We start from the raw sequence: 21889 nt of genomic DNA on the forward strand, positions 1-21889 counted from the left end.
CAAGGTCGATACCGATTGTCGTAATATTTATCCTGGACGCTCCCTCTCTCAATGTGACTGGTTTGGTACTGCTTTCCAGTGTGGCCCATCAGAAGCTGAATTTGAAGAGGGGTGGGTCCATCCCATCACCAGGGAGCCAGCCCCCTGGACCCCGATTCGTTACCGGGGGGTAAATCGTTACGCAAGGAGATCCTATGACCCCATTGTTGACGGGCGCCCAAATGGCGGCGGTGGATCGTCGCACGATCGAGGAGTTGGGATTGCCAGGAATCGTGTTGATGGAGAATGCGGGAGCCGGTGTGGTGGAGACCCTGCGCCAGCATGTGCCGGATCTGCTGCAACGGCGTGTGGTGGTGGTGGCAGGCCTGGGCAACAATGGTGGGGATGGCTTTGTTGTGGCGCGGCGCCTACTTCAGTCTGGTGTGGCAGTCCAGGTGTTTCTGCTGGGCGAGGGGGATCGTCTGCGCGGCGATGCCTTGACGAATCATCGTGTGTACCAGGGTTTGCAGGGAGCATGTCGACAGGTGACCAGTTCGGATGATCTGCCTGGCTTGCGCCATGCCCTGAGCCATGCCGGCGTGGTGGTGGATGCTCTATTTGGCACGGGGCTGCAACGGGAGATCACCGGCCTGTTTGCCGAGGTGGTCACAGCGATCAATCAATCCGGCAAGCTGGTGCTGGCCGTGGATCTTCCGTCGGGTGTGGCGGCGGATGATGGCCGGGTGTTGGGTGTTGCCGTGCGGGCCCATTGGACGGTGACTTTCGCTGCGGAAAAAATCGGTCACCGGACTCACCCGGGTGCGGCCCTTTGTGGGGTGATCACTGTTGTTCCCATCGGCATTCCAGAGCGTTATCTGGCCCATCCGGGACACCGTGTGGCGCGCAATCGGATGACCGATCTGGTAATTCCCGCACGTGCCCCGGATGGGCACAAAGGGCGTTTTGGGCATGTGTTGATTTTGGCCGGCAGTCGTGGCAAGACCGGCGCGGCGGTTCTTGCCACCCGTGGGGCGTTGCGCACCGGGCCGGGGTTGGTGACCCTGGCCATGCCGGAAACGGCGCTCTCTTTGGTCGCTCCGGCGTTGGTCGAGGCGATGACCCTCCCTTTGCCTGTCGCGGCCACGACACACGAAGACCTTGTGGGTGATGTTGTTCCCTCTGTGGTGACCGGCGCCGGGGTGCAGCCTGATGCCATGGCCATGGGGCCGGGTTTGGGGAGGAGTCCGGGTGTTCTGGCTGCCCTGTGCGCCCTCTGTAGACGCTTTGACGTGCCGACGGTTTTGGATGCCGATGCCCTCAATGTTTTGGCCTCTGACCCAGGTATGATTGCAGCGTTGGTTCAGGGACGCCAAACCCCCTTGGTGCTGACCCCCCATCCTGGTGAAATGGCGCGTCTGGTACACAGTGACACAGCCACTGTGCAACGGGATCGACTGGGTATGGCGACCCGGTGTGCGACGGACTGGGGCGTCTGGATTGTTCTGAAAGGGGCTGGCACGGTGATTGCCGCGCCCAGCGGGGATGCCTGGGTCAACGACACCGGCAATCCTGGCATGGCTGCCGGTGGCAGCGGGGATCTATTGACCGGCATCATCGTTGGACTTTTGGCCCAGGGGTGGCCGGTGGCCAGTGCGGTGCGTGGTGGTGTGTGGCTGCATGGCGCCGCTGGAGATGCCGCTGCCGTAGTGTGTGGCGCTGGAGCTGTCGGCATGGTGGCCTCCGATCTGCTGCCGCATGTGCGGCGCCTGCGTAACGAGGTGTTCGACAACTTGGAAGCTTGGTAACCATTCGCCACCCGGCCACGAATCGGGGTCCAGGGGGCTGGCTCCCTGGCTTTGTCCAGGGCAGCGCCCTGGTGGGGTTCGGGGCGAAGCCCTGACAAAGGCCTTTATTTCCAAGCTTTTCTTGAAGGCGAAGCCTTGATAAAGGCTTACCTGTCCAGGCTTTTCTTGAAAGAGTGCGGCATAGTCACGCTCGGTTGGTCCACTGGTGTCAGGGTTTATCCTGACGATAGCCTGTCTGGATCGCTAGCGTGGCTGGGTGGTTGACCTGTCGTTCGACCGTGATGGCAAAATAATCTGCAAGCACTTTGTGGGTATGGCCTATGATCTCCACGCGATGTTGGAGAACGATATCATCCTCGATGATGCTTGGACTACAGAAAAAGCCGACGCCAGCTTGCCCAAATGCCTTCATCAAGGCCGAGTCCTGAAATTCAGCGACGATCTTTGGGGTGATGTTCAATCCATCCAGCCAGTGGATGATTTCACCTCTGATGGCATTTGTATTGGTCGGCAGGAGCAACGGCGCATGATCGAGTCGCGCCGGAAAGAGGCCCGGATAACGTTCCACAAGCGCCGATGTGCCAAAGAAGGTGAGGCCGCTGGCGCCGAGAGGGTGGTGAAAAAGGCGAATGGGTGAGTGAGATCGAATCGGTCCGTCGGCCAGCACCATGTCCAGTTTGTGAAGAGCGAGATCCGCCAGTAGATTTTCCAGCCTGCCTTCATGACAAGTCAATTGCACTTCCCGTTCACAGTGTAAGGCGGGCTCCAGAAGACGGTAGGCAATGAGCTTGGGCACCACTTCCGCAACGCCGACATGGAAGCGAATCGGACGTTTCGTCGGCATTCCCTTGAGCGACTCCTCCAACTCATTGCCGAGCAGAAACATGTCATTGGCATAGTCGAATGCGACCCTTCCGGCGTCGGTCAACTCCAAACGGCGACCGATGCGGGCAAACAGTTGCAACCCCAGCACCTCTTCCAAGGCTTGAATCTGGGTACTCAAAGTTTGCGGTCTCAGATGCAGCAGCTTGCAGGCCTTCGTGATGCTGCCGGCCTGGGCCACCTTCCAAAAATAGTGCAGGTGTTTGTAGTTCATGACCGATATTCTAAAATATATGATAATTTATAAGAGATTATCTGATTTGACTGAATGGCGCAATCGTCTACCTTGTCGAAGTCGGGTGGTCCGGGTAGGAAACTTGATGCAAAGGTATGACAAGGCGGGCTTGTGTGTGACATGAGATGTTGTGAAGCGAAGACGAAACAGGGTAGTCTTGACGGCGCAATCGGGACAGAGGGGGGCGTGCGCGGGATGATCGGTGGATGGTGCGTGCCTTTGTGATGCCCGAGCGCTCAGAGTCATCATAACGAAGTCGAGGCCGTGGCGACGATCACGGGCACCCGTACAGGCCGGCGTGAACAGCTCATTGGTTCTGGAGACTCTTGGCAGTGTGTCGCCTCACTTTCCAGGTGCCATGCAGTCGGTGAGGGGTTCGCGCCTGCGAGTACCAGGCAACATGTTTGAATCGGGAGGAACGGAAGATGTCAAACCAGAACACAGAGGCGCATGTGGATATCATTTATACCAAGGTTGATGAGGCTCCGGAACTGGCAAGCGGGTCTTTTCTTCCCATAATCAAAGCATTTACTCGTCCGGCTGGTGTCACCATAGGAACGAAAGATATTTCATTGGCAGGGCGCATCATCGCAAGTTTTCCTGAAAAACTCTCTGCCGCCCAACAGCAACCTGACGACTTGGCGGAGCTTGGCAAACTTGTCAAAACTCCAGAAGCCAATGTCATCAAGCTGCCCAATGTCAGCGCCTCGGTTCCCCAGCTCAAGGAAGCGATCAAAGAACTGAAAGCCCAGGGTTACGATCTTCCAGACTATCCGGAAAATCCGCAAACGGATGCCGAGCGCGACGCCAAGGCCCGCTACGATAAAGTCAAGGGGAGTGCTGTCAATCCCGTCATCCGGGAGGGCAACTCGGACCGTCGGGCGCCGCTTTCGGTCAAAGAGTTTGCCAAGAAAAATCCCCACAAGATGGGCGCCTGGTCTCCCGACTCCAAAACCCACGTCGTGTCCATGCAGAGCGGGGATTTTCGTTCCAACGAAAAGTCGCTGACGGTTGCAGCCGCTTCGGCTGGCCCTGCACGGATCGAGTTTGTCGATGGCGGCAAGGTGCAGGTGCTGAAGGATAAAGTGTCTCTAAAAGCTGGTGACGTGATCGACGGCACATTCATGAGCATTGCCGCCTTGCGCACCTTCCTTGATGAACAGGTCAAGGATGCCAAGAAACAGGGGGTGCTTTTCTCCCTGCACATGAAGGCCACCATGATGAAGGTCTCCGATCCCATGATTTTTGGTCATGCGGTGACGGTCTTTTTCAGGGATGTGTTCGAGAAACACGCCGCCCAGATCAAAGATCTTGGCGTGGATGTCAATAATGGTTTTGGCGATCTGATGGCCAAGATCGGCAAACTGCCGGAAGACAAACGGAAAGCGATCGAAGCGGATATCCAGGCCTGCATGGCCAAACAACCCGCCCTGTACATGGTGGACTCTGGCAAGGGGATCACCAACCTGCATGTGCCCAGCGACATCATTATCGATGCCTCCATGCCGGCCATGATTCGCAACAGTGGCAAAGGGTGGGGACCGGATGGCAAGGAACATGACACCAAGGCGGTCATTCCGGACAGCAGTTACTCCTGGGTTTATGACGAGACCATCAACTTTTGCAAGCAGCATGGGGCCTTCAATCCCGCGACCATGGGCACTGTTCCCAACGTGGGCTTGATGGCGCAGAAGGCGGAGGAGTATGGTTCCCACAACACCACTTTCAAGGCTCCCGGCAATGGGACGATCCGGATCGTCGATGCGGCTGGCAAGACCCTGATGGAACACAACGTCGAAAGTGGTGACATCTGGCGCATGTGCCAAACCACGGATGCTGCCATTCGTGACTGGGTGAAGCTGGCGGTGACCCGCTCCAGACTCTCCAACACGCCGGCCTATTTTTGGCTGGACAAGGATCGCGCCCACGATGCCCAGTTGATCGGCAAGGCGGAAGTCTATCTGAAGGATCACGACACCTCCGGATTGGATATTCGTATCTTGTCGCCGCGTGAAGCCACCCGTGTCTCTTTGACCCGCATGAAAAATGGTCAGGATACCATCTCGGTTACCGGCAACGTGTTGCGCGACTATCTGACCGACCTGTTCCCCATCATGGAGTTGGGAACCAGCGCCAAAATGCTCTCCATCGTGCCCCTCATGCAGGGTGGTGGGCTCTTTGAAACCGGCGCTGGTGGTTCTGCACCCAAACATGTGCAGCAGTTTGTGAAAGAGGGGCATCTGCGGTGGGACTCACTGGGTGAGTTTTCGGCATTGGGCGCCTCCCTGGAGCATCTGAGCCACACCAAGAAAAATCCAAAGGCGGCGGTTTTGGCCAAAGCCCTGGATTTGGCCATCGGCAAACTCTTGGACAACAATATGTCTCCCGGGCGGGCCGTGGGCGAAGTGGACAACCGGGGCAGTCATTTCTATATTGCCATGCACTGGGCACAAGCGATGGCTGACCAGAATGACGACGCTGATCTCAAAAAGCATTTTGCGCCCATTGCCAAGAAGTTGAAGGAAAATGAGGCCAAAATCTGGGAGGAGCTGAAGAGTGGGCAGGGCAAGGGCATGGATTTGGGTGGTTACTACCACACCGATCCGACGAAAGTGGCCAAGGCCCAACGGCCCAGCCCAACCTTGAACGCCATCATCGGCTGAGTTTCAAGGTGGGTGGTTGTCTGCCCGAATGCATGTGCAATACAGGTTGCTGACCGCAAGACACGCCTCGGCGCCTGACAGGGAGTAGAGGGATGGAACAGGAGGAGGGGTGCGCCCCTTCCTCCTGGGCCTCTGCCCCGGTCGATTCACCACTTGGCCACGCTCGGGTCCAGGGTGCTGGCTCCCTGGCCGGTTTGTATAACTATTATTTTCATGTTGTCGCGCCACCCTCTTCTTCCAGGCTGGAAGAAGAGGGTATGCCTGTGTGCCGGAAGGTGAGGTCAGGAGTGGGCCTGGGGATTCTGCTCGCCGGCCCGACCCGATGGGTTGGTGAACTGGTCGTTCAGATCCTGGACGTAAAGATCGGCGTCCTTCAGGACGCTCTGGATCATTTTTTCGCTTCGGCTGCCCCACCCGGCGGGTGTCAACGTCAGGATGGAACGGAAGGGCCGTGTGCTTCTCTGAAAGGCGCGGGTCAGGAAGTCACGGATGTCGGGTTTTTGGATATCGCGCAGGGCGTTGTTCAAAGTTAGTTTCGCCACGGAGCGCCGGACCAGGACGTGGACGGAACCCAGGATGCCGAGAACGACCAGGGCCGCAGCGAGGATGCCAGCCTGGTGCAGACCCCAAGCCTGCGGGGACCACTCCGTGGAGAGCAGGGATTCGAGCCAGAGACCCGGGGAGGTGTGGGCGCCCTGGGCGGTCGAAAAATAGAGACCAAGAATGCCCAGGATGGCAAGAAGGATGGCGTCGGTGACCAGGACATTTTTGCGCCAACTGCGCAACATCTCCCGCACCCGGGGAACGGTCTCGTTTTCGATCAATTTTGCCGTATGGTCCAGCACGCCGATGATCCTATAGGCCCGCTCGATCTCGACCCGGTTGAAACGCTGGATGATCTCGTCCATGTCTTCGTTGCGTTTGGCTTCGTAGCGGGACTTCAGGACGGGGTCGGGGATGGGGTTGGCGCAATCCAGGTTGTAGATTTGGTAGAAGCGGCCTGCTGTCAATCCAGATTGGGCCAGGGCCCGTTGCCAGGCGGCGACCACCTCTTCAAGGTTGTCTTCGCGGACGGTGCAGTCAACCTGGTTCAGGACGAACAGAAATTTGTTGGAATCATGGCGATTGATGGTTTTGGCCACCAGGTGATCCAGGGTGTCCCGCATGGCACCGGGTTCGGGATGCCGGGCATCGAAAAAAACCATAACAAGATCGGAAAGATTGATGATATGATCCGTGATGCGCAGGGTGGAAGTGCGCTGGGCGTCGGCATCGAACCCGGGAGAGTCGATGACGATGCGTCCACGCAGTTTCTCTGTCGGGCAGGTTTTGAGCTGGAGATAGGCGTCGATGCGCCGTCCTTCCCCGGAAACCACCTGTTCGATCTCGTGACTGATCTGGTAGAACGGAAACCTTGGATCGGCATCCAGGGCCAACCCGGGCAGGGTATGGACCTTCTCCTCGTTGCTGTAGCAGATGACCGTGAATTTGTCGTCCACCGCCTGGTTGCCGGTTCGTTGCAGGGGCATCTCCAGAAAGTGATTAATAAAGGTCGATTTTCCGGCGCTGAAGGTACCGAGAATCGAAATCAGCGGCCACCAAGGAACCCGTGTGGCAAAGGACTCCTCCGGGTTGAGGATCCCCATCCGGTAGGCAACCCGATCAAGTTCCCGAAAGCTCTGTACCACCTTGAGCAGGATCGGATTCTCCTCCTTCAGGTGTTTTTCCAGGCTGTTGAGCCTGCGGTCAATCTGCGTGTTGTTGCTTGCTGACATGAAAGTCTCCACAAGTCCGGGGGGAAACGATGCGGGAAGTGACTCTTTTCTGGTATAACCTGAAAGCCTGGGGGACTCAACCGATCGAGATTCGCGGATAGAACACCGAACCTCCCCAATCACCCCACCCTCTTTTTAGAGCAAAAATTGGAGTGACGCTATGGATAGGAATTCCCTGACAATTCGAGACAACCGCACTGGCAAGGAGGTGACGCTGCCGGTCAGAGAGGGTTCCGAAGGGCCGCCCGTTGTAGAAATTAGCAATATTTTCAAGGAATTCGGACTTTTTACCTTAGACCCCGGGTTTCGTTCCACAGCCTCCTGCGAGAGCGAAATCACCTTCATCGATGGGGATCAGGGCATTTTGTTGCACCGGGGCTATCCGATCGAGCAGTTGGCGGAGAAGAGCAGCTACCTGGAGGTATGCCATCTCCTGCTGTTTGGTCATTTGCCTACGGCAACCGAATTTGCCGAATTCAAGCACCTGGTGACGCACCACTCCATGATTCATGAACAACTGCAAAAGTTCTATCAGGGGTTTCGGCGGGATGCGCACCCCATGGCCATCATGGTGGGGGTGGTGGGTGCGCTATCGTCGTTCTACCACGACTCCCTGGATATTGCGAACCCCCGGCATCGGGAGATTGCCGCCTACCGGCTGATTGCCAAGATGCCGACGATCGCCGCATTTTCCCACAAGTATTCCGTCGGGCAACCTTTCATGTATCCCCAGAACAGCCTGGGATACGTGGAAAATCTTCTGCACATGATGTTTGCCGTGCCATGTGATACATACCACGTCTCTCCGGTGTTGGCGCGGGCGATGGAAAAGATCATGATTCTGCATGCCGACCATGAACAGAACGCTTCCACCTCCACGGTCCGTTTGGCAGGCTCGTCGCTGGCTAATCCTTTCGCTGCCGTGTCGGCGGGCATCGGCGCCCTGTGGGGACCGGCGCACGGCGGTGCCAACGAGGCTGTGCTGGGCATGTTGCAGGAGATTGGCCACCCGGATCACATTGGCAGTTACATCAAACGGGCGAAAGATCCCAGTGATTCGTTCCGCCTGATGGGGTTTGGCCATCGCGTCTACAAAAACTATGATCCACGGGCCAAAATTTTGCGGGTGGCGGCCCATGAGGTTCTCCAGGAACTGGATCGCAAAAATGATCCACGCCTGCAGATTGCCCTCCAGTTGGAAAAGATTGCTCTGGAAGATGACTATTTCATCAAGAAGAAGCTCTACCCGAATGTCGATTTTTATTCGGGCATCATTTTGTCGGCCATAGGCGTTCCCACCAGCATGTTTACGGTGATGTTCGCCCTGGCCCGTTCCGTTGGTTGGATGAGTCAGTGGATGGAGATGATGTCCGAAAAGGGACAGTCCATCGGTCGTCCGCGCCAGTTGTATACCGGGGCGAAGAGACGGGACTACGTACCCATCGAAAATCGCGGCTGAAATTGAGGCTATGTCAGGTACCGGCGGAGTGCCCCTCACTCCGCCGGACCCCGGTGGGGTCTGTGGGTCGTCCAGGCAGATAATGGCGTAGCTATTCACCACCCGGCAACGAATCGGGGTCCAGGGGGCTGGCTCCCTGGCAGGTCCAGGACAGAGTTCTGGTGGGGTTCGGGGCGAAGCCCTGACAAAGACTTTCATATCCAAGCTTTTCTTGAAAGGGTGCTGAAGAGTTATCCCATAGCAAAGATTCTGTGCGACCTGCCGTTGACAGTTCCAGCGGAAATTCATAGTGTCTCTTTCCCTTTGCCGTGAACATCGTATCGCGACTTGCGTGATCGGAGGGTGGAGCAGGGTTGCCTTCATCCGTTGTGAGATGACACAGGGTCGGGAACACAGGAACCCATCGCGTTGGAGAATGAAAGTTGAAGCTGAACGGCGCAGAAATCTTCGTGCAGTGCCTACAGGAAATGAATGTCCGGACGATTTTTGGCTACCCGGGAGGGGCCATTCTCAACATTTATGACGAGATCTATAAAGCCAAGTTTCTGCGGCACATCCTGGTGAGGCATGAACAGGGGGCCGTGCATGCCGCCGACGGGTATGCCCGCGTCACTGGCGAGGTTGGCGTGGTTCTGGTCACCTCCGGGCCTGGCGCCACCAATGCGGTGACGGGTTTGGCCACGGCCAACATGGACTCCATTCCGATCGTCTGCTTCAGTGGCCAGGTCTCTTCCAGTCTGATTGGCAACGATGCCTTCCAGGAAGCGGATACGGTGGGCATCACCCGCTCCTGCACCAAGCATAACTATCTGGTCAAAAAGGTGGAGGATTTGGCCCGCATCATTCGCGAGGCCTTTTATATTGCCCGTACCGGACGGCCCGGGCCGGTCCTGATCGATATCCCCAAGGATATTCTTACCCAGAAGACCGAGCATGTCTATCGGGACGGGCGCGTCGATATCCCCTCCTATCGGCCTACCATCGAGGGGCACACCGGGCAGATCCGGCGCGCGGTGAAGTTGATGCAGAAGGCCCAACGTCCGGTCATCTACTCCGGGGGCGGGGTCATTCTCTCCAACGCCGCTCCAGAGTTGACGGAGCTGGCCCGGATTCTGGGGGCGCCGGTCACCAATACCCTGATGGGCCTGGGCGGGTTTCCAGCCAATGACTCTCTGTTCCTGGGTATGTTGGGCATGCATGGCACCTATGAGGCCAACATGGCGGTTACCCGGTCGGATCTACTGATTGCCGTGGGTGCCCGTTTCGATGACCGGGTGACCGGCAAGGTCTCCGAGTTTGCCCCCGAGGCCGAGATCATCCATATCGACATCGACCCGACCTCGGTCTCCAAGAATGTCAAGGTGGATATTCCCATCGTCGGGGATGTCAAACACGTTTTGAGCAAAATTGTCGAGTTGGTCAAGGAGTCGACCTTCCGCAAACAGAAGCCGGACTATGCCGCATGGTGGGGTGAGATCGAGACGTGGCGGCGGCGGGAGTGCCTCAAGTTCAACCAGGATGATCGGGTGATCCAACCCCAATCGGTCATCAAAAAATTGCATGAGTTGACCCAGGGCAACGCCATTGTGGTGACCGATGTGGGGCAACACCAGATGTGGGCGGCGCAGTTTTATGGGTTTGAGCGGCCCAGGCGTTGGCTGACCTCCGGCGGACTGGGCACGATGGGGTATGGTCTCCCTGCCAGTCTGGGCGCCATAGTGGCCAAACCCGACGAACAGGTTTTTCTCATCTCGGGTGACGGCTCCATCCAGATGAACATTCAAGAGTTGGGAACGGCGCGACAATACCGTCTCCCCATCAAAATTTTGATCCTCAACAACAGCTTCCTGGGGATGGTCCGGCAGTGGCAAGAGCTGTTCTATGGCCGTCGCTACTCGGAGACCGACCTGTCGGATATGGCTGCCCCTGACTTTCAAAAACTGGCCGAGGCGTATGGCGCCACGGGCCTTTTGGCCGAGCGTCCGGATCAGATCGAGCCGGTGCTGCGCCAGACCATGGAGACGCCCGGCATGGTGATCGCGGAGTTCCGTACCAACCGGGAGTGCAATGTTTATCCCATGGTGCCAGCCGGTGCTGCCATGAACGAAATGATTCTGTTGTAGAGGATGACGCCATGAGACATGTCCTGTCGGTGTTGGTGAACAACGAACCCGGTGTTTTGACCCGGGTTTCCGGGCTGTTTTCTGCCCGTGGTTTCAACATTGAAAGCCTCTCGGTGGCCCCGGTCGGCGATGGCAGCAGCTCCCGCATCACCATGGTGAGCCATGGCGACAGCCAGATCACTGAACAGATCACCAAACAGTTGAACAAACTGATCCCGGTGATTCGCGTGGTGGATTTGACCGATGGTCCTCATGTGGAGCGGGAACTCATGCTGATCAAGGTCTCCGCCGAGCGGGAGATGCGGGCCGAAATCATGCGTATCGCCGACATTTTCCGTTCCCGGGTCGTGGATGCCACCCAGGTCTCCTTCATCATCGAGGTGACCGGCGGCAGCGACAAGCTCGATGCCTGTCTGGCCATGTTGTCCCCTCTCGGCGTCGTGGAGATGGTGCGCACCGGCAAGGTGGCCATGTCCCGGGGTGAGAAAAAGACTTGACGGGAGAGTTGACCCGTCCCACAAAATCGTTGTCATCAAGGAGAATATTTTCCATGAAAGTCTATTATGATCGCGACGCGGATTTGGGTTTGATCAAATCCCGGCGGGTGGCCATCCTGGGGTACGGCTCACAGGGACATGCCCATGCCCAAAATCTCAAGGATTCTGGTGTGAATGTAGTGGTCGGGTTGCGTGCCGGGTCTGCTTCCTGGTCAAAGGCGCAAAATGCCGGGTTGGAAGTGGCTGAAGTGGCCCAGGCTGTTGCGGGGGCCGATCTGGTCATGATCCTGGTGCCCGATGAGCATCAGGCCCGGCTTTATCGGGAAGATGTCGCTTTGCACCTGAAAAATGGCGCCACGCTGGCTTTTGCCCATGGCTTCAACATCCATTTTGGTCAGATCGATCCGCCAGCCGGCGTGGATGTCATCCTGGCGGCGCCCAAAGGCCCGGGTCACCTGGTCCGCTCGGAGTATGTCAAAGGGGGTGGGGTGCCTGCCCTGGTGGCGATCCATCAAAACAGCTCCGGTCGTGCTTTGGAGACCGCCCTGGCCTACGCCACGGCCATCGGGGGTGGTCGGGCCGGGATCATCGAAACTTCGTTTCGCGAGGAGACCGAGACCGACCTGTTTGGTGAACAGGCTGTGTTGTGCGGAGGGATTTCAGCGCTTATCCAGGCCGGTTTCGAGACCCTGGTCGAGGCAGGTTACGCCCCGGAGATGGCCTACTTCGAGTGTCTCCACGAAACCAAGCTGATCGTGGATCTCATCTACGAGGGTGGCATCTCCAACATGCGCTACTCCATCTCCAACACCGCCGAGTATGGCGACCTGACCCGGGGCCCCCGGGTAATCACCGACCAGACCCGCCAGGAGATGAAAAAGATTTTGCGTGAAATCCAGACCGGGGAGTTTGCCCGGGAGTGGATTGCGGAAAATCAGGCGGGTGGCCGCGCCAAATTTCAGGCGTTGCGCCGTCTAGGTCAGGAACATCCGGTTGAGGAGTTGGGGCGCAAGCTGCGCGCCATGATGCCCTGGATCCAAAAAGGCAAGCTGGTGGACAAAACCCGGAACTGAGTTCACAATCAGCAGAAGACTGGGCGGTTGCATGGTTTGAAAAACTGGGATGGAGGTCCAGGAGGAGGGGCTGCGCCCTTCCTCCTGGTGGGGTTCGGGGCGAAGCCCCGACAAAGGCTTTCATCTCCAGAACGTTTGAAGGACTGGGATGGAGGTCCAGGAGGAAGGGCTGTGCCCTTCCTCCTGGTGGGGTTCGGGGCGAAGCCCCGACAAAGGCTTTTATGTCCAGGGCTTTCATGCCCGGGTTTTTCTTGCAAAAGGTGCTGAATCGTTACAGTTTGTATTGGTTTGGCAGGGGAGTGACCGGGCCGCATCCGGTGCGCCGGGGTGAGCTTCGGTATGACAGGAGGTCGGAGGAGACGGTGCGTATTCCCATAGCTCGGGAGGGTTGGCCCTTTATCGCTGCTTTTGCCGGCGGGACCGCGTTGATTGCGGCGTTTTGCCCCAGTGTGGTGGGGGATATCCCCCCGGTCCTTTTGACTCTTTGGTGCGTCTGGTTTTTTCGGGATCCGGAGCGTGCCACGCCGCAGGAAGCCGGTTTGTTGATAGCACCGGCAGATGGCCGGGTCGTTGCTGTGGAGGAGGTGGCTGCTGCGCCCTTGTCCGGCCAACCGGCCCGCAAGGTCTCCATTTTCATGAATGTGTTCAGTGTGCACGTCAACCGCATGCCGGCAGCCGGACGGATCCAACGTCAGGTCTATCATCCGGGACGTTTTCTCAACGCCGCCTTGGACAAGGCCTCGTTGGAGAATGAACGCATGGAGCTTTTGCTGGTGACAGATGCAGGACCGGTTGTCGTGGTCCAGGTGGCGGGATTGGTGGCGCGGCGCATTGTCTGCCGGGCCGGAGAGGGGAGCCAGTGGTTGCGTGGCGAGCGGTTTGGTTTGATCCGTTTCGGCTCGCGGGTCGATCTTTACCTGCCACGCACTGCCCAGGTTTCCTTGAACATCGGTGATCGAACCCGGGCAGGTGAGACCATCGTTGCGCAGGTGGAGTCCTCCCGTGCCAACGTCTGAGCTGCGTCCCAGTCGGCGTGTCTATATTCTGCCCAACCTCCTGACCACAGGGGGGCTGTTTTTTGGGTTCTATGCCATCATGGCGGCCCTGGACGGCAAGATCGAGCGCAGTGCCATGGCCATTTTGGTGGCGGGTATTTTTGACATTTTGGATGGTCGGGTGGCCCGGGCCACGGGGGGAGTCTCCGCCTTTGGCAAGGAGTATGACAGCCTGGCCGATTTTCTCTCGTTTGGTATTGCCCCGGGTATTCTGGTTTACCAGTGGGCTTTGGCCCCTTTCAGTCGGCTTGGCATGGCTGGGGCTTTTCTTTTCATGGTGTGTGGCGCGTTGCGCCTGGCGCGTTTCAACGTTCAGCACTATGTGCAGGACGAGCGGTTGTCGCGCCGCTATTTCCAGGGATTGCCGGTCCCGGCTGCGGCGGGCATTCTGGTGGCCACCATTTTGTTTTTTTTGGATGTGGGTCTGCAACCCTGGCAGGGTGGTACCGCCGAACGTTTCCTGTGGCACTGGTGGCCGTTGGCGACGACCTACTTTTTGGCCTTTCTCATGGTCAGCACCATCCGTTTTCGCAGTTTCAAGGATATCACCTGGCATCGGGAGCGTCCCTTTTTTGCCCTGGTAGTGACCGTGTTGTTCATGGCGATCCTGACCATCGATATGCCCATCACCCTGTTCGTTGTCGGTTTCATTTATTTGGGTTCGGTTTTTCAGAGTCACAAGGAGTATCGCCAACTGCTGGCCGAAGGCAAAGAGACTCCTGGAGATGAGGTGGAAGATTTGTCGGTCTGAGGCGAGGGTGCATTGCTTTTGTAACCATTCAGCACCCTTTCAAGAAATACCTGGATATGAAGGCTTTTGTGTAACTATTCAGCACCCTTTCAAAAAAAGCCTGGATATAAAAGCCTTTGTCAGGGCTTTGCCCCGAACCCCGCCAGGACTCTGTCCTGGACCTGCCAGGGAGCCAGCCCCCTGGACCCCGATTCGTGGTTGGGTGGTGAATAGTTACGCTTTTGTCAGGGCTTCGCTCCGAACCCCACCAGGAGAAAGGGCACAGCCCTTCCTCCTGGACCTCCATCCCGGTTTTTCAATCGTTTTTTGTGTGGGTGCCGGACAGACACTTTTACGGAATCAGGACCATGGCCAACGAACGGATCATCATTTTTGACACCACCCTGCGCGATGGCGAGCAATCTCCCGGCGCTTCCATGAATGTGGAAGAGAAGTTGCGCATTGCCCGCCAACTTGAAAAATTGCGCGTCGATGTGATCGAGGCCGGGTTTCCCATCGCCTCCCAGGGCGACTTTGAGAGCGTCCAGGCTGTGGCCAAGGGCATTCGGGAGTGCAGTGTGGCCGGCTTGGCGCGCGCACGCATGGAGGATATCGATCGGGCCTGGGAGAGTCTCCAGGGTGCGGCCAACCCACGGATTCATACTTTCATTGCCACCAGCCCCATCCATATGGAACATAAGTTGCGCATGCAGCCGGACGCGGTGGTGGAGGCTGCCGTGGCGGCGGTGCGGCATGCACGAAAATATACCTCCAACGTGGAGTGGTCGGCGGAGGACTCCGGACGGGCCGAGATGGATTTTCTCTGCCGGATCGTGGAAGCGGTGATTGCCGCCGGGGCCACCACAGTCAACATACCGGATACGGTGGGTTATACCCTGCCGCACGAATTTGGCACCCGGATTCGCACCCTTATGGAGCGGGTGCCCAATATTCACCAGGCCGTCATTTCGGTCCATTGCCACAACGATCTGGGATTGGCCGTGGCCAACTCCCTGTCGGCGGTCATCAACGGGGCCAGACAGGTCGAGTGTACCATCAACGGTTTGGGCGAGCGGGCCGGCAATGCCTCCCTGGAAGAGTTTGTCATGTCGCTGCGTACCCGCCGCGACATACTCCCCTTTGATGTGGGGGTCGAGACCACGGAGATCATGCGCTCCTCCCGCCTGGTCTCCACGATCACGGGGTTTCCGGTGCAACCCAACAAGGCGATCGTGGGAGCCAACGCTTTTGCGCATGAATCCGGTATCCATCAGGATGGCGTCCTCAAGAATGCCTCGACCTATGAGATCATGACCCCGGCCTCGGTCGGGCTTACCACCAACCAACTGGTCCTGGGAAAGCATTCGGGTCGTCACGCCTTTCGCGACAAACTGCTTGGCCTGGGTTACGATTTGACCGACGACCAGCTGGCCCTGACGTTTCAGCGTTTCAAAAGTCTGGCGGATAAAAAGCAGGATTTATACGATGAGGACATCCAGGCCCTGGTGGAAGATGAGGTGGTGCGGGTTTCCGACCATTTTCGTCTGATTCGTCTGCATGTGACCTCAGGTACCCGTGACACGCCCGTGGCGGTGGTGGAGCTGGAGATTGGCGGCGAGACCTGTCATGGCTCCAGTTGGGGCGATGGCTCGGTGGAGGCGGTGTTCAAGGCGGTCGGACAGGCTGTCCCCATGGCCCGGGATACGGTGTTGTCCCTCTATCAGGTGCAGGCCGTGACCGGCGGCATGGATGCGCAGGCCGAGGTGACCGTGCGCCTCACGTTGGACGATGCGCGGGTTAATGGCCAGGGGACCGATTATGATGTCATCATCGCTTCGGCCAAGGCCTACGTCAACGCCCTGAACAAACTGGCCACCAGGCGTGGCGAGATTCGCCGAGGGGTTTGACGGTACTGATCCGCGCCCCCTGTTTGCTGATTTGATCCTTGATTTCTAGTGGACCAACCGACATGATTTGAAGTGTTCACTTTTCTTGACTATTCCGCACTCTTTCAAGAAAAGCCTGGGCATGAAAGCCTTTGTCAGGGCTTCGCCCCGAACCCCACCAGGGCGCTGCCCTGGACCCGCCAGGGCGCTGCCCTGGACCCCGTTCATGGCTTGCCTGCACATCAAATCAACACGGTTGAGCCCCTAGTGGACCAACCGACTTGATTTGAAGTGCTCACTTTTCGTGCCTATTCCGCACTCTTTCAAGAAAAGCTTGGAAATGAAAGCCTTTGTCAGGGCTTCGCCCCGAACCCCACCAGGGCGCTGCCCTGGACCCGCCAGGGCGCTGCCCTGGACCCGCCAGGGAGCCAGCCCCCTGGAAGGGAGCCAGCCCCCTGGATCCCGATTCATGGCTTGCCTGCACATCAAATCAACACGGTTGAGCCACTAGTCACTGTTCAGCACCTGGCAACGCATCGGGTTCAGGAGTCAGGCTCCCTAGGCGGATCCAGGGCAGCGCCCTTGCGGGGTTCGGGGCAGCGCCCCGTTTTGCTTTTGTACGCCCCCCTTCTCCCAGGCCTTTTTTGCGTTTTTTGCAAAAAAGGCCCAGGGGCGGGCCTTGGTCCACCATCTGGTGCGTCTTTTTGCGCCAGAAGGCGGACGCATTGCAGGTTTGAAAAACAGAGATCGGCGGCACGCCCTTTCAAATGCGATTGCCCTGGCATCGGTTGCTTGGCTACTTGTCATGACTGGTTGGATGAGAGATACTGACGGGGTGTTTGCGACTTGTCCGGGAACGCTGGCCGACGAGGTCTTCAGTCGGTGTCCTGAACAAGCCGGCCATCAAAGCGGTGAAATTCTCCGGGGAGTTTGAACTTGGCACGATACTTGTTTGCCCGTGGAGTGAAGCAACTTACACGATGAGAGGATGACTCCATGACAATCCGCCGTGTGGACCACTCGGGCAAATCGCTCGCCAATACGAGTGTCAAAAAACAGTCCCGGACCAGCGAAGGGGTGCCGGGGGAAAAATTTACCCGGGTGATGGATGCTCTTGCCCCCATGGATGGTCCACATGTCGTAACGGCCACCGATGAGGTCACCGCAACGGACACCGACCCCTCTCCACACCAGCGACGGCAACAACTCCGGCATGCCGGTGAGTTGCTCGATTCGTTGCAGGATTTGGAACAAAATCTTCAGGAGGGGGATGCGCAACAGGATGACACAGGGAAAAATGTGCCGGATCAGGCCCATCTTCGCCTGCGGGAGAGCCGCGATCAGGCCCTGCAATCCCTGACGGAGGCGCCCAACAAAGGCGCCGAACGCGATTTGTTGCATCGAACGGCGGTTTTGGCCACGGTAGAACTGGCGAAAACGGACCGGGGGGATTATAAGTAACCCCGTCGCTTGTCATCTTTTCTCCCGCCGGTGAAAGGTGATCGGTCGGTCGGATGTCGCCCGGCTGGATCCCGAATTCGAGACCCTTGGAACACATAAGAAACTTTTCCATCATTGCCCATATCGACCACGGCAAGAGTACCCTGGCGGACCGCCTATTGGAGGCGACCGGTGCCCTGACGCAACGGGAAATGGTCGAGCAGGTCTTGGATAGTATGGACCTGGAGCGTGAGCGTGGGATCACGATCAAGGCCCACTATGTGCGGCTGAACTATCGGGCCAAGGACGGTATCACCTACGTTCTCAACCTGATCGATACCCCCGGGCATGTCGACTTTTCTTACGAGGTATCCCGTTCGCTGGCGGCTTGTGAGGGGGCGCTGTTGGTGGTGGATGCGGCACAGGGGGTGGAAGCGCAGACCCTGGCCAACGTCTACCTCGCCCTGGACCACGACCTGGAAATCATCCCCATCCTGAACAAGATCGATCTCCCCTCCGCCTCTCCGGAAATGGTGCGCAAACAGATCGAAGAGATGGTGGGGCTGGATGCCAGCGAGGCGATTCCGACCTCGGCCAAGACCGGCGTTGGCATCGCAGAGATTCTGGAGGCCATCGTTGCAAAAATTCCCCCGCCGCGTGGAGATCGGCTGGGGTTGCTCAAGGCGCTCATCATCGACTCCTGGTACGACAACTATCTGGGGGTGGTGTGTCTGGTGCGGGTTTTTGATGGCACGCTGGAGGTGGGACAAAAAATCCGCCTGATGAGCAATGGCCGTGAAGTGTTGGTGGATCGCCTCACGTTGGCCATGCCGGCCATGACCGATTGTCGCACCCTGGGCCCTGGTGAAGTGGGTTGTGTCATGGCGAGCATCAAGGTCGTGGCGGATGCCAAGGTGGGAGATACCATTACGGACGCCCGTCGGCCAGCTCCCACGCGCCTGGAAGGGTTCAAGGAGGTCAAACCCATGGTCTTCGCCGGGCTCTACCCGGTCGATTCCGCCGATTATGAAAACCTCAAGGTCGCCCTGGAAAAGCTCTCCCTGAATGATTCAGCTTTCATCCATGAACCGGAAACCTCTCCCGCGCTTGGCTTTGGTTATCGGTGTGGCTTTCTGGGCATGTTGCACATGGAAATTGTCCAGGAGCGCCTGGATCGGGAGTTCAACCTGGATCTTGTGACCACGGCTCCCACCGTGGTTTACCAGATTCTCATGACCGACGGCACGCTGCGCGAAATCCACAACCCCTCCGATCTGCCACCCACAGTCAGGGTGCAGGAGATCCAGGAGCCGTTCATTCATGCATCCATCATGGCTCCGGCTGAATACATGGGCGCCATCATGAAGCTGTGCAACGAGCGCCGGGGAACCCAGAAAAATCTGACTTATGCCACCGAGACGCGCGCCCTGCTGGAGTATGAACTTCCCCTCAACGAGGTGGTGCTCGATTTTTTTGATCGGCTGAAGTCCATCTCCCGGGGTTATGCCTCCCTGGATTACGAACTCCGTGAATACCGCCCTTCCGATCTGGTCAAGCTGGACATTTTGATCAACGGCGAACCTGTGGATGCCCTGTCGATCATCGTGCATCGGGCCAACAGCTTCCACCGGGGGCGGGAGCTGGCCAAGCGGATGAAAGAGGTCATTCATCGGCAAATGTTCGAGGTCTCCATACAGGCCGCCATCGGCGCCAAGGTGATCGCCCGGGAGACCGTCAAGGCCTTGCGCAAGAACGTGACGGCCAAGTGTTATGGGGGTGACATTACCCGCAAAAGAAAACTTCTGGAAAAGCAAAAGGCCGGCAAGAAACGTATGAAGCAAATCGGCAAAGTGGAGATCCCCCAAGAAGCATTTTTGGCAGTCCTCCAGGTGGAGTGAGGTTGGGTCCGGAAAATGCAAATCCTTCACGCGGTCGGACGCGCTGTTCCATGCCATCACGAACGGATTGGGTAGATCATGAGTGACAGGGGGTTTACGAAAAGGCATCTCCAACATGGAGCCATGTTTCTCATTGCCGGGGTTTTCATGTTCGGCAGCTATATGGTGTTGGGTGTTGATACCATCCTGGAGCGCATGGGGCCGGCTGCCACGGCGGGGTTGTGCATGGTGGCTTTTGGCATTTTCCTGCTTTTGCCCGGGCAGCGGATTCTGGACAGACCCTCCTGGTTTCGGGAGTACTACGATGCCATCGTTTTGGCGGTTGGGATCGCCCTCTTTGTCCGCACCTTTATCATCGAACCTTTCAAGATTCCCTCTGGATCGATGATCCCCACCCTGCTGGTTGGTGATTACCTTTTTGTCAACAAACTTGCTTACGGTCACCGGATTCCCTTTACCCGGGACCGGGTTTTGTTTGGGCATGGACCACAACGTGGTGATATCGCTGTCTTCGAGTATCCACGGGAGCCCAACAAGGATTATATCAAGCGTATCATCGGCCTGCCGGGTGACCGGATCGTTTACGACCATAAGCGGCTTGTCATCAATGGGAAACCCGTGGCTTATGAAACATCTGGCCCCTTTTCCTACAAGAATGAGCATACTTACGAAGTGAACGCCGAGCGGCGTCTGGAGAGCATCGGGAAGGGGGCCTACAGCATTCTGGTGCAGCCGCAGTTGGAATTCATGGATCGGCGCACCGAGACGGTTGTGCCGCCTGGTCACTATTTCGTCATGGGGGACAATCGCGACAACAGCAATGATTCGCGTGTCTGGGGTTTTGTTCCCAGTTACCGGCTGGTTGGCAAGGCAGTGGCCTTGTTTTGGTCATGGGATTCCCATGCCTCCTCTCCACGCTGGTATCGGGTGGCCAGTGCTGTGGAGTGAACATTTGCAGCTTGACGTTCTTCAAGACCGTATTGGCTATCGCTTCCTGAACCAGTCGCTTCTGCATCAGGCGTTGCGGCACCGTTCCAGCCTGCTCCCGGAGGGAGAGGGAGATCTGCCGGTCGGATCCCAGTGGCATAACGAGCGGTTGGAGTTTTTGGGCGATGCGGTTTTAAGTCTGTTGATATCGGATCTGCTGTTTACCCGGTTTCCGGACCTTGCCGAAGGGGCGCTTTCCCGCTGGCGTGCCACCCTTGTCAATACCGATGCTCTGAGTCACCTTGGCCGTGAGATGGGCCTGGGAAATTGTTTGCAAATGGGACACGGCGAAGAGTTGAGCGGTGGCCGGGAAAAAAATTCCATTCTGGGCAATGCCATGGAGGCTCTGTTGGGCGCCATCTATCTAGATGGTGGTCACGCCGCCGCTCAAAGGGTGGTCAATCGCATGTTTGCCGATGCCATTGCCGCCATTCGACCAGAGCGCCCTGGAAAGGATTGCAAATCCCTCCTGCAAGAAAAATTGCAATCCCTGGGGCGCCCTCTGCCTGTCTATCGTGTCATCCAGGCGGAAGGGGCGCCGCACCAGAGAATTTTTACGATTGAATGTGTTGCCGATGGTTTGCCCCCCAGACGTGGCCAGGGGCAGACAAAGCGCACCGCAGAACGCGAAGCGGCGCGCAGGATGCTTGAACTTTGGCCGGATACCAGCCATGGTGAGGCGTTGACGCCAAGTGGCGAGTCGTTCCCGACTTGAAGTGTAGATCCAAGAGTTCTATTCTGGAAACGGGGTGGAAAGCTGTGTCGTGCGGTCCGGGCTCAATCCGATATGCGTATTTTTAAAAATAAGGTAACTATTCACCACCCGCCAACGAATCGGGGTCCAGGGGGCTGGCTCCCTGGCAGGTCCAGGACAGAGTCCTGGTGGGGTTCGGGGCGAAGCCCTGACAAAGGCTTACAAAGGCTTTCATATCCAGGCTTTTTTTGAAAGGGTGCTGAATAGTTACAAAAATAAATCGTTTGCCCGATGACGAAAACCAAGACATATAAAAGTGACGCCTTTGCGGCCATCCATGAAACGGCGACCGGAATGTGTGATGCCGGAGTCATTGACATGCAAACGATGCGTTGTTTTGATCGCTCTTGCCTGACACCCATTCGTGATTTTACTGGCGATGATGTGCGTGCCTTACGTGTACGTGAAGGAGTCAGTCAGGCCGTTTTTGCCCACTATCTGAACGTGACTAAAGATTACGTCAGCAAGTGGGAACGCGGAGAAAAAAAACCGACAGGTACCTGCCTGGAGCTCCTTTCCATTGTGGAGCGCAAGGGACTTGCTTCCATCACTTAGCAAAACCCGGCTTCTCCAACCACGCCACTCTTTTTGGCGGTGGGCGCCACGGTCGTTCTATCAACCGCAAGCTGCAAGACATCACGGAGTCTG

The 21889-nt window shown here is 57.5% G+C and carries 16 protein-coding genes; 14 read left to right on the forward strand and 2 right to left on the reverse strand.

The features are described from left to right. Nucleotides 1–194 precede the first annotated feature (194 nt). Nucleotides 195–1784 carry an NAD(P)H-hydrate dehydratase gene (locus HQL63_01630; protein MBF0175538.1) on the forward strand — a complete coding sequence of 530 codons (1590 nt, stop codon included), beginning with the start codon at nt 195–197 and terminating at the stop codon, nt 1782–1784. A gap of 208 nt (nt 1785–1992) precedes the next feature. Here HQL63_01630 and nhaR read toward each other — a convergent pair whose 3' ends face one another. Continuing rightward, a complete protein-coding gene (nhaR, locus tag HQL63_01635) occupies nt 1993–2880 on the reverse strand; it encodes a transcriptional activator NhaR (protein ID MBF0175539.1) in 888 nt (295 codons plus the stop codon). Between the two features lie 446 nt (nt 2881–3326). On the opposite strand from nhaR, the gene HQL63_01640 reads away from it, so the two are divergent. Further along, nucleotides 3327–5564, forward strand: a complete 2238-nt coding sequence (locus HQL63_01640) for an NADP-dependent isocitrate dehydrogenase (GenBank protein ID MBF0175540.1) — start codon at nt 3327–3329, stop codon at nt 5562–5564. Between the two features lie 281 nt (nt 5565–5845). Here HQL63_01640 and HQL63_01645 read toward each other — a convergent pair whose 3' ends face one another. After that, nucleotides 5846–7339, reverse strand: a complete 1494-nt coding sequence (locus HQL63_01645; protein ID MBF0175541.1) for a dynamin family protein — start codon at nt 7337–7339, stop codon at nt 5846–5848. A 160-nt stretch (nt 7340–7499) separates the two neighbouring features. Here HQL63_01645 and gltA point away from each other — a divergent pair, with 160 nt between their 5' ends. From gltA to HQL63_01705, 12 genes are all read left to right on the forward strand, one after another. Further along, entirely contained in the window at nt 7500–8798 is a 1299-nt protein-coding gene (gene gltA / locus HQL63_01650) for a citrate (Si)-synthase (protein ID MBF0175542.1), read from the forward strand. Nucleotides 8799–9220: 422 nt separating this feature from the next. Further along, nucleotides 9221–10921, forward strand: coding sequence for a biosynthetic-type acetolactate synthase large subunit (gene ilvB / locus HQL63_01655; GenBank protein MBF0175543.1), 1701 nt, complete (start codon nt 9221–9223; stop codon nt 10919–10921). Between the two features lie 11 nt (nt 10922–10932). Further along, the gene (ilvN, locus tag HQL63_01660; GenBank protein MBF0175544.1) at nt 10933–11418 is read left to right on the forward strand and encodes an acetolactate synthase small subunit; all 486 of its coding nucleotides are present in this window, start codon (nt 10933–10935) and stop codon (nt 11416–11418) included. A gap of 53 nt (nt 11419–11471) precedes the next feature. Then, a complete protein-coding gene (ilvC, locus tag HQL63_01665) occupies nt 11472–12491 on the forward strand; it encodes a ketol-acid reductoisomerase (GenBank protein MBF0175545.1) in 1020 nt (339 codons plus the stop codon). A 236-nt stretch (nt 12492–12727) separates the two neighbouring features. After that, the gene (locus HQL63_01670; protein ID MBF0175546.1) at nt 12728–13507 is read left to right on the forward strand and encodes a phosphatidylserine decarboxylase family protein; all 780 of its coding nucleotides are present in this window, start codon (nt 12728–12730) and stop codon (nt 13505–13507) included. Next, nucleotides 13494–14297, forward strand: coding sequence for a CDP-diacylglycerol--serine O-phosphatidyltransferase (pssA, locus tag HQL63_01675; GenBank protein MBF0175547.1), 804 nt, complete (start codon nt 13494–13496; stop codon nt 14295–14297). The genes HQL63_01670 and pssA overlap by 14 nt, the downstream gene beginning before the upstream one ends. Before the next feature lie 347 nt (nt 14298–14644). Then, the gene (locus tag HQL63_01680; GenBank protein ID MBF0175548.1) at nt 14645–16183 is read left to right on the forward strand and encodes a 2-isopropylmalate synthase; all 1539 of its coding nucleotides are present in this window, start codon (nt 14645–14647) and stop codon (nt 16181–16183) included. Between the two features lie 975 nt (nt 16184–17158). Continuing rightward, nucleotides 17159–17623, forward strand: coding sequence for a hypothetical protein (locus tag HQL63_01685; protein MBF0175549.1), 465 nt, complete (start codon nt 17159–17161; stop codon nt 17621–17623). Between the two features lie 53 nt (nt 17624–17676). After that, complete coding sequence (lepA, locus tag HQL63_01690) at nt 17677–19500, forward strand: elongation factor 4 (protein ID MBF0175550.1); 1824 nt, start codon at nt 17677–17679, stop codon at nt 19498–19500. Between the two features lie 78 nt (nt 19501–19578). Next, the gene (lepB, locus tag HQL63_01695) at nt 19579–20448 is read left to right on the forward strand and encodes a signal peptidase I (protein MBF0175551.1); all 870 of its coding nucleotides are present in this window, start codon (nt 19579–19581) and stop codon (nt 20446–20448) included. A 4-nt stretch (nt 20449–20452) separates the two neighbouring features. Continuing rightward, nucleotides 20453–21202, forward strand: coding sequence for a ribonuclease III (gene rnc, locus HQL63_01700; protein MBF0175552.1), 750 nt, complete (start codon nt 20453–20455; stop codon nt 21200–21202). 270 nt (nt 21203–21472) lie between these two features. Then, nucleotides 21473–21796, forward strand: a complete 324-nt coding sequence (locus tag HQL63_01705; GenBank protein MBF0175553.1) for a DNA-binding transcriptional regulator — start codon at nt 21473–21475, stop codon at nt 21794–21796. The last annotated feature ends 93 nt before the right edge of the window (nt 21797–21889 follow it).

The sequence above is a fragment of the Magnetococcales bacterium genome (genome assembly GCA_015231175.1).
Lineage (GTDB): Bacteria > Pseudomonadota > Magnetococcia > Magnetococcales > DC0425bin3 > HA3dbin3.

What these genes read in the sequence shown, in the direction of transcription:
- gltA (MBF0175542.1), top strand. Translation starts at nt 7,500, where the DNA reads ATGGATAGGAATTCCCTGACAATTCGAGACAACCGCACTGGCAAGGAG.
- ilvN (MBF0175544.1), top strand. Translation starts at nt 10,933, where the DNA reads ATGAGACATGTCCTGTCGGTGTTGGTGAACAACGAACCCGGTGTTTTG.
- lepA (MBF0175550.1), top strand. Translation starts at nt 17,677, where the DNA reads ATGTCGCCCGGCTGGATCCCGAATTCGAGACCCTTGGAACACATAAGA.
- HQL63_01630 (MBF0175538.1), top strand. Translation starts at nt 195, where the DNA reads ATGACCCCATTGTTGACGGGCGCCCAAATGGCGGCGGTGGATCGTCGC.
- nhaR (MBF0175539.1), bottom strand. Translation starts at nt 2,880, where the DNA reads ATGAACTACAAACACCTGCACTATTTTTGGAAGGTGGCCCAGGCCGGC.
- HQL63_01640 (MBF0175540.1), top strand. Translation starts at nt 3,327, where the DNA reads ATGTCAAACCAGAACACAGAGGCGCATGTGGATATCATTTATACCAAG.
- HQL63_01670 (MBF0175546.1), top strand. Translation starts at nt 12,728, where the DNA reads ATGCCCGGGTTTTTCTTGCAAAAGGTGCTGAATCGTTACAGTTTGTAT.
- ilvC (MBF0175545.1), top strand. Translation starts at nt 11,472, where the DNA reads ATGAAAGTCTATTATGATCGCGACGCGGATTTGGGTTTGATCAAATCC.
- lepB (MBF0175551.1), top strand. Translation starts at nt 19,579, where the DNA reads ATGAGTGACAGGGGGTTTACGAAAAGGCATCTCCAACATGGAGCCATG.
- HQL63_01685 (MBF0175549.1), top strand. Translation starts at nt 17,159, where the DNA reads ATGACAATCCGCCGTGTGGACCACTCGGGCAAATCGCTCGCCAATACG.
- HQL63_01705 (MBF0175553.1), top strand. Translation starts at nt 21,473, where the DNA reads ATGACGAAAACCAAGACATATAAAAGTGACGCCTTTGCGGCCATCCAT.
- HQL63_01680 (MBF0175548.1), top strand. Translation starts at nt 14,645, where the DNA reads ATGGCCAACGAACGGATCATCATTTTTGACACCACCCTGCGCGATGGC.
- HQL63_01645 (MBF0175541.1), bottom strand. Translation starts at nt 7,339, where the DNA reads ATGTCAGCAAGCAACAACACGCAGATTGACCGCAGGCTCAACAGCCTG.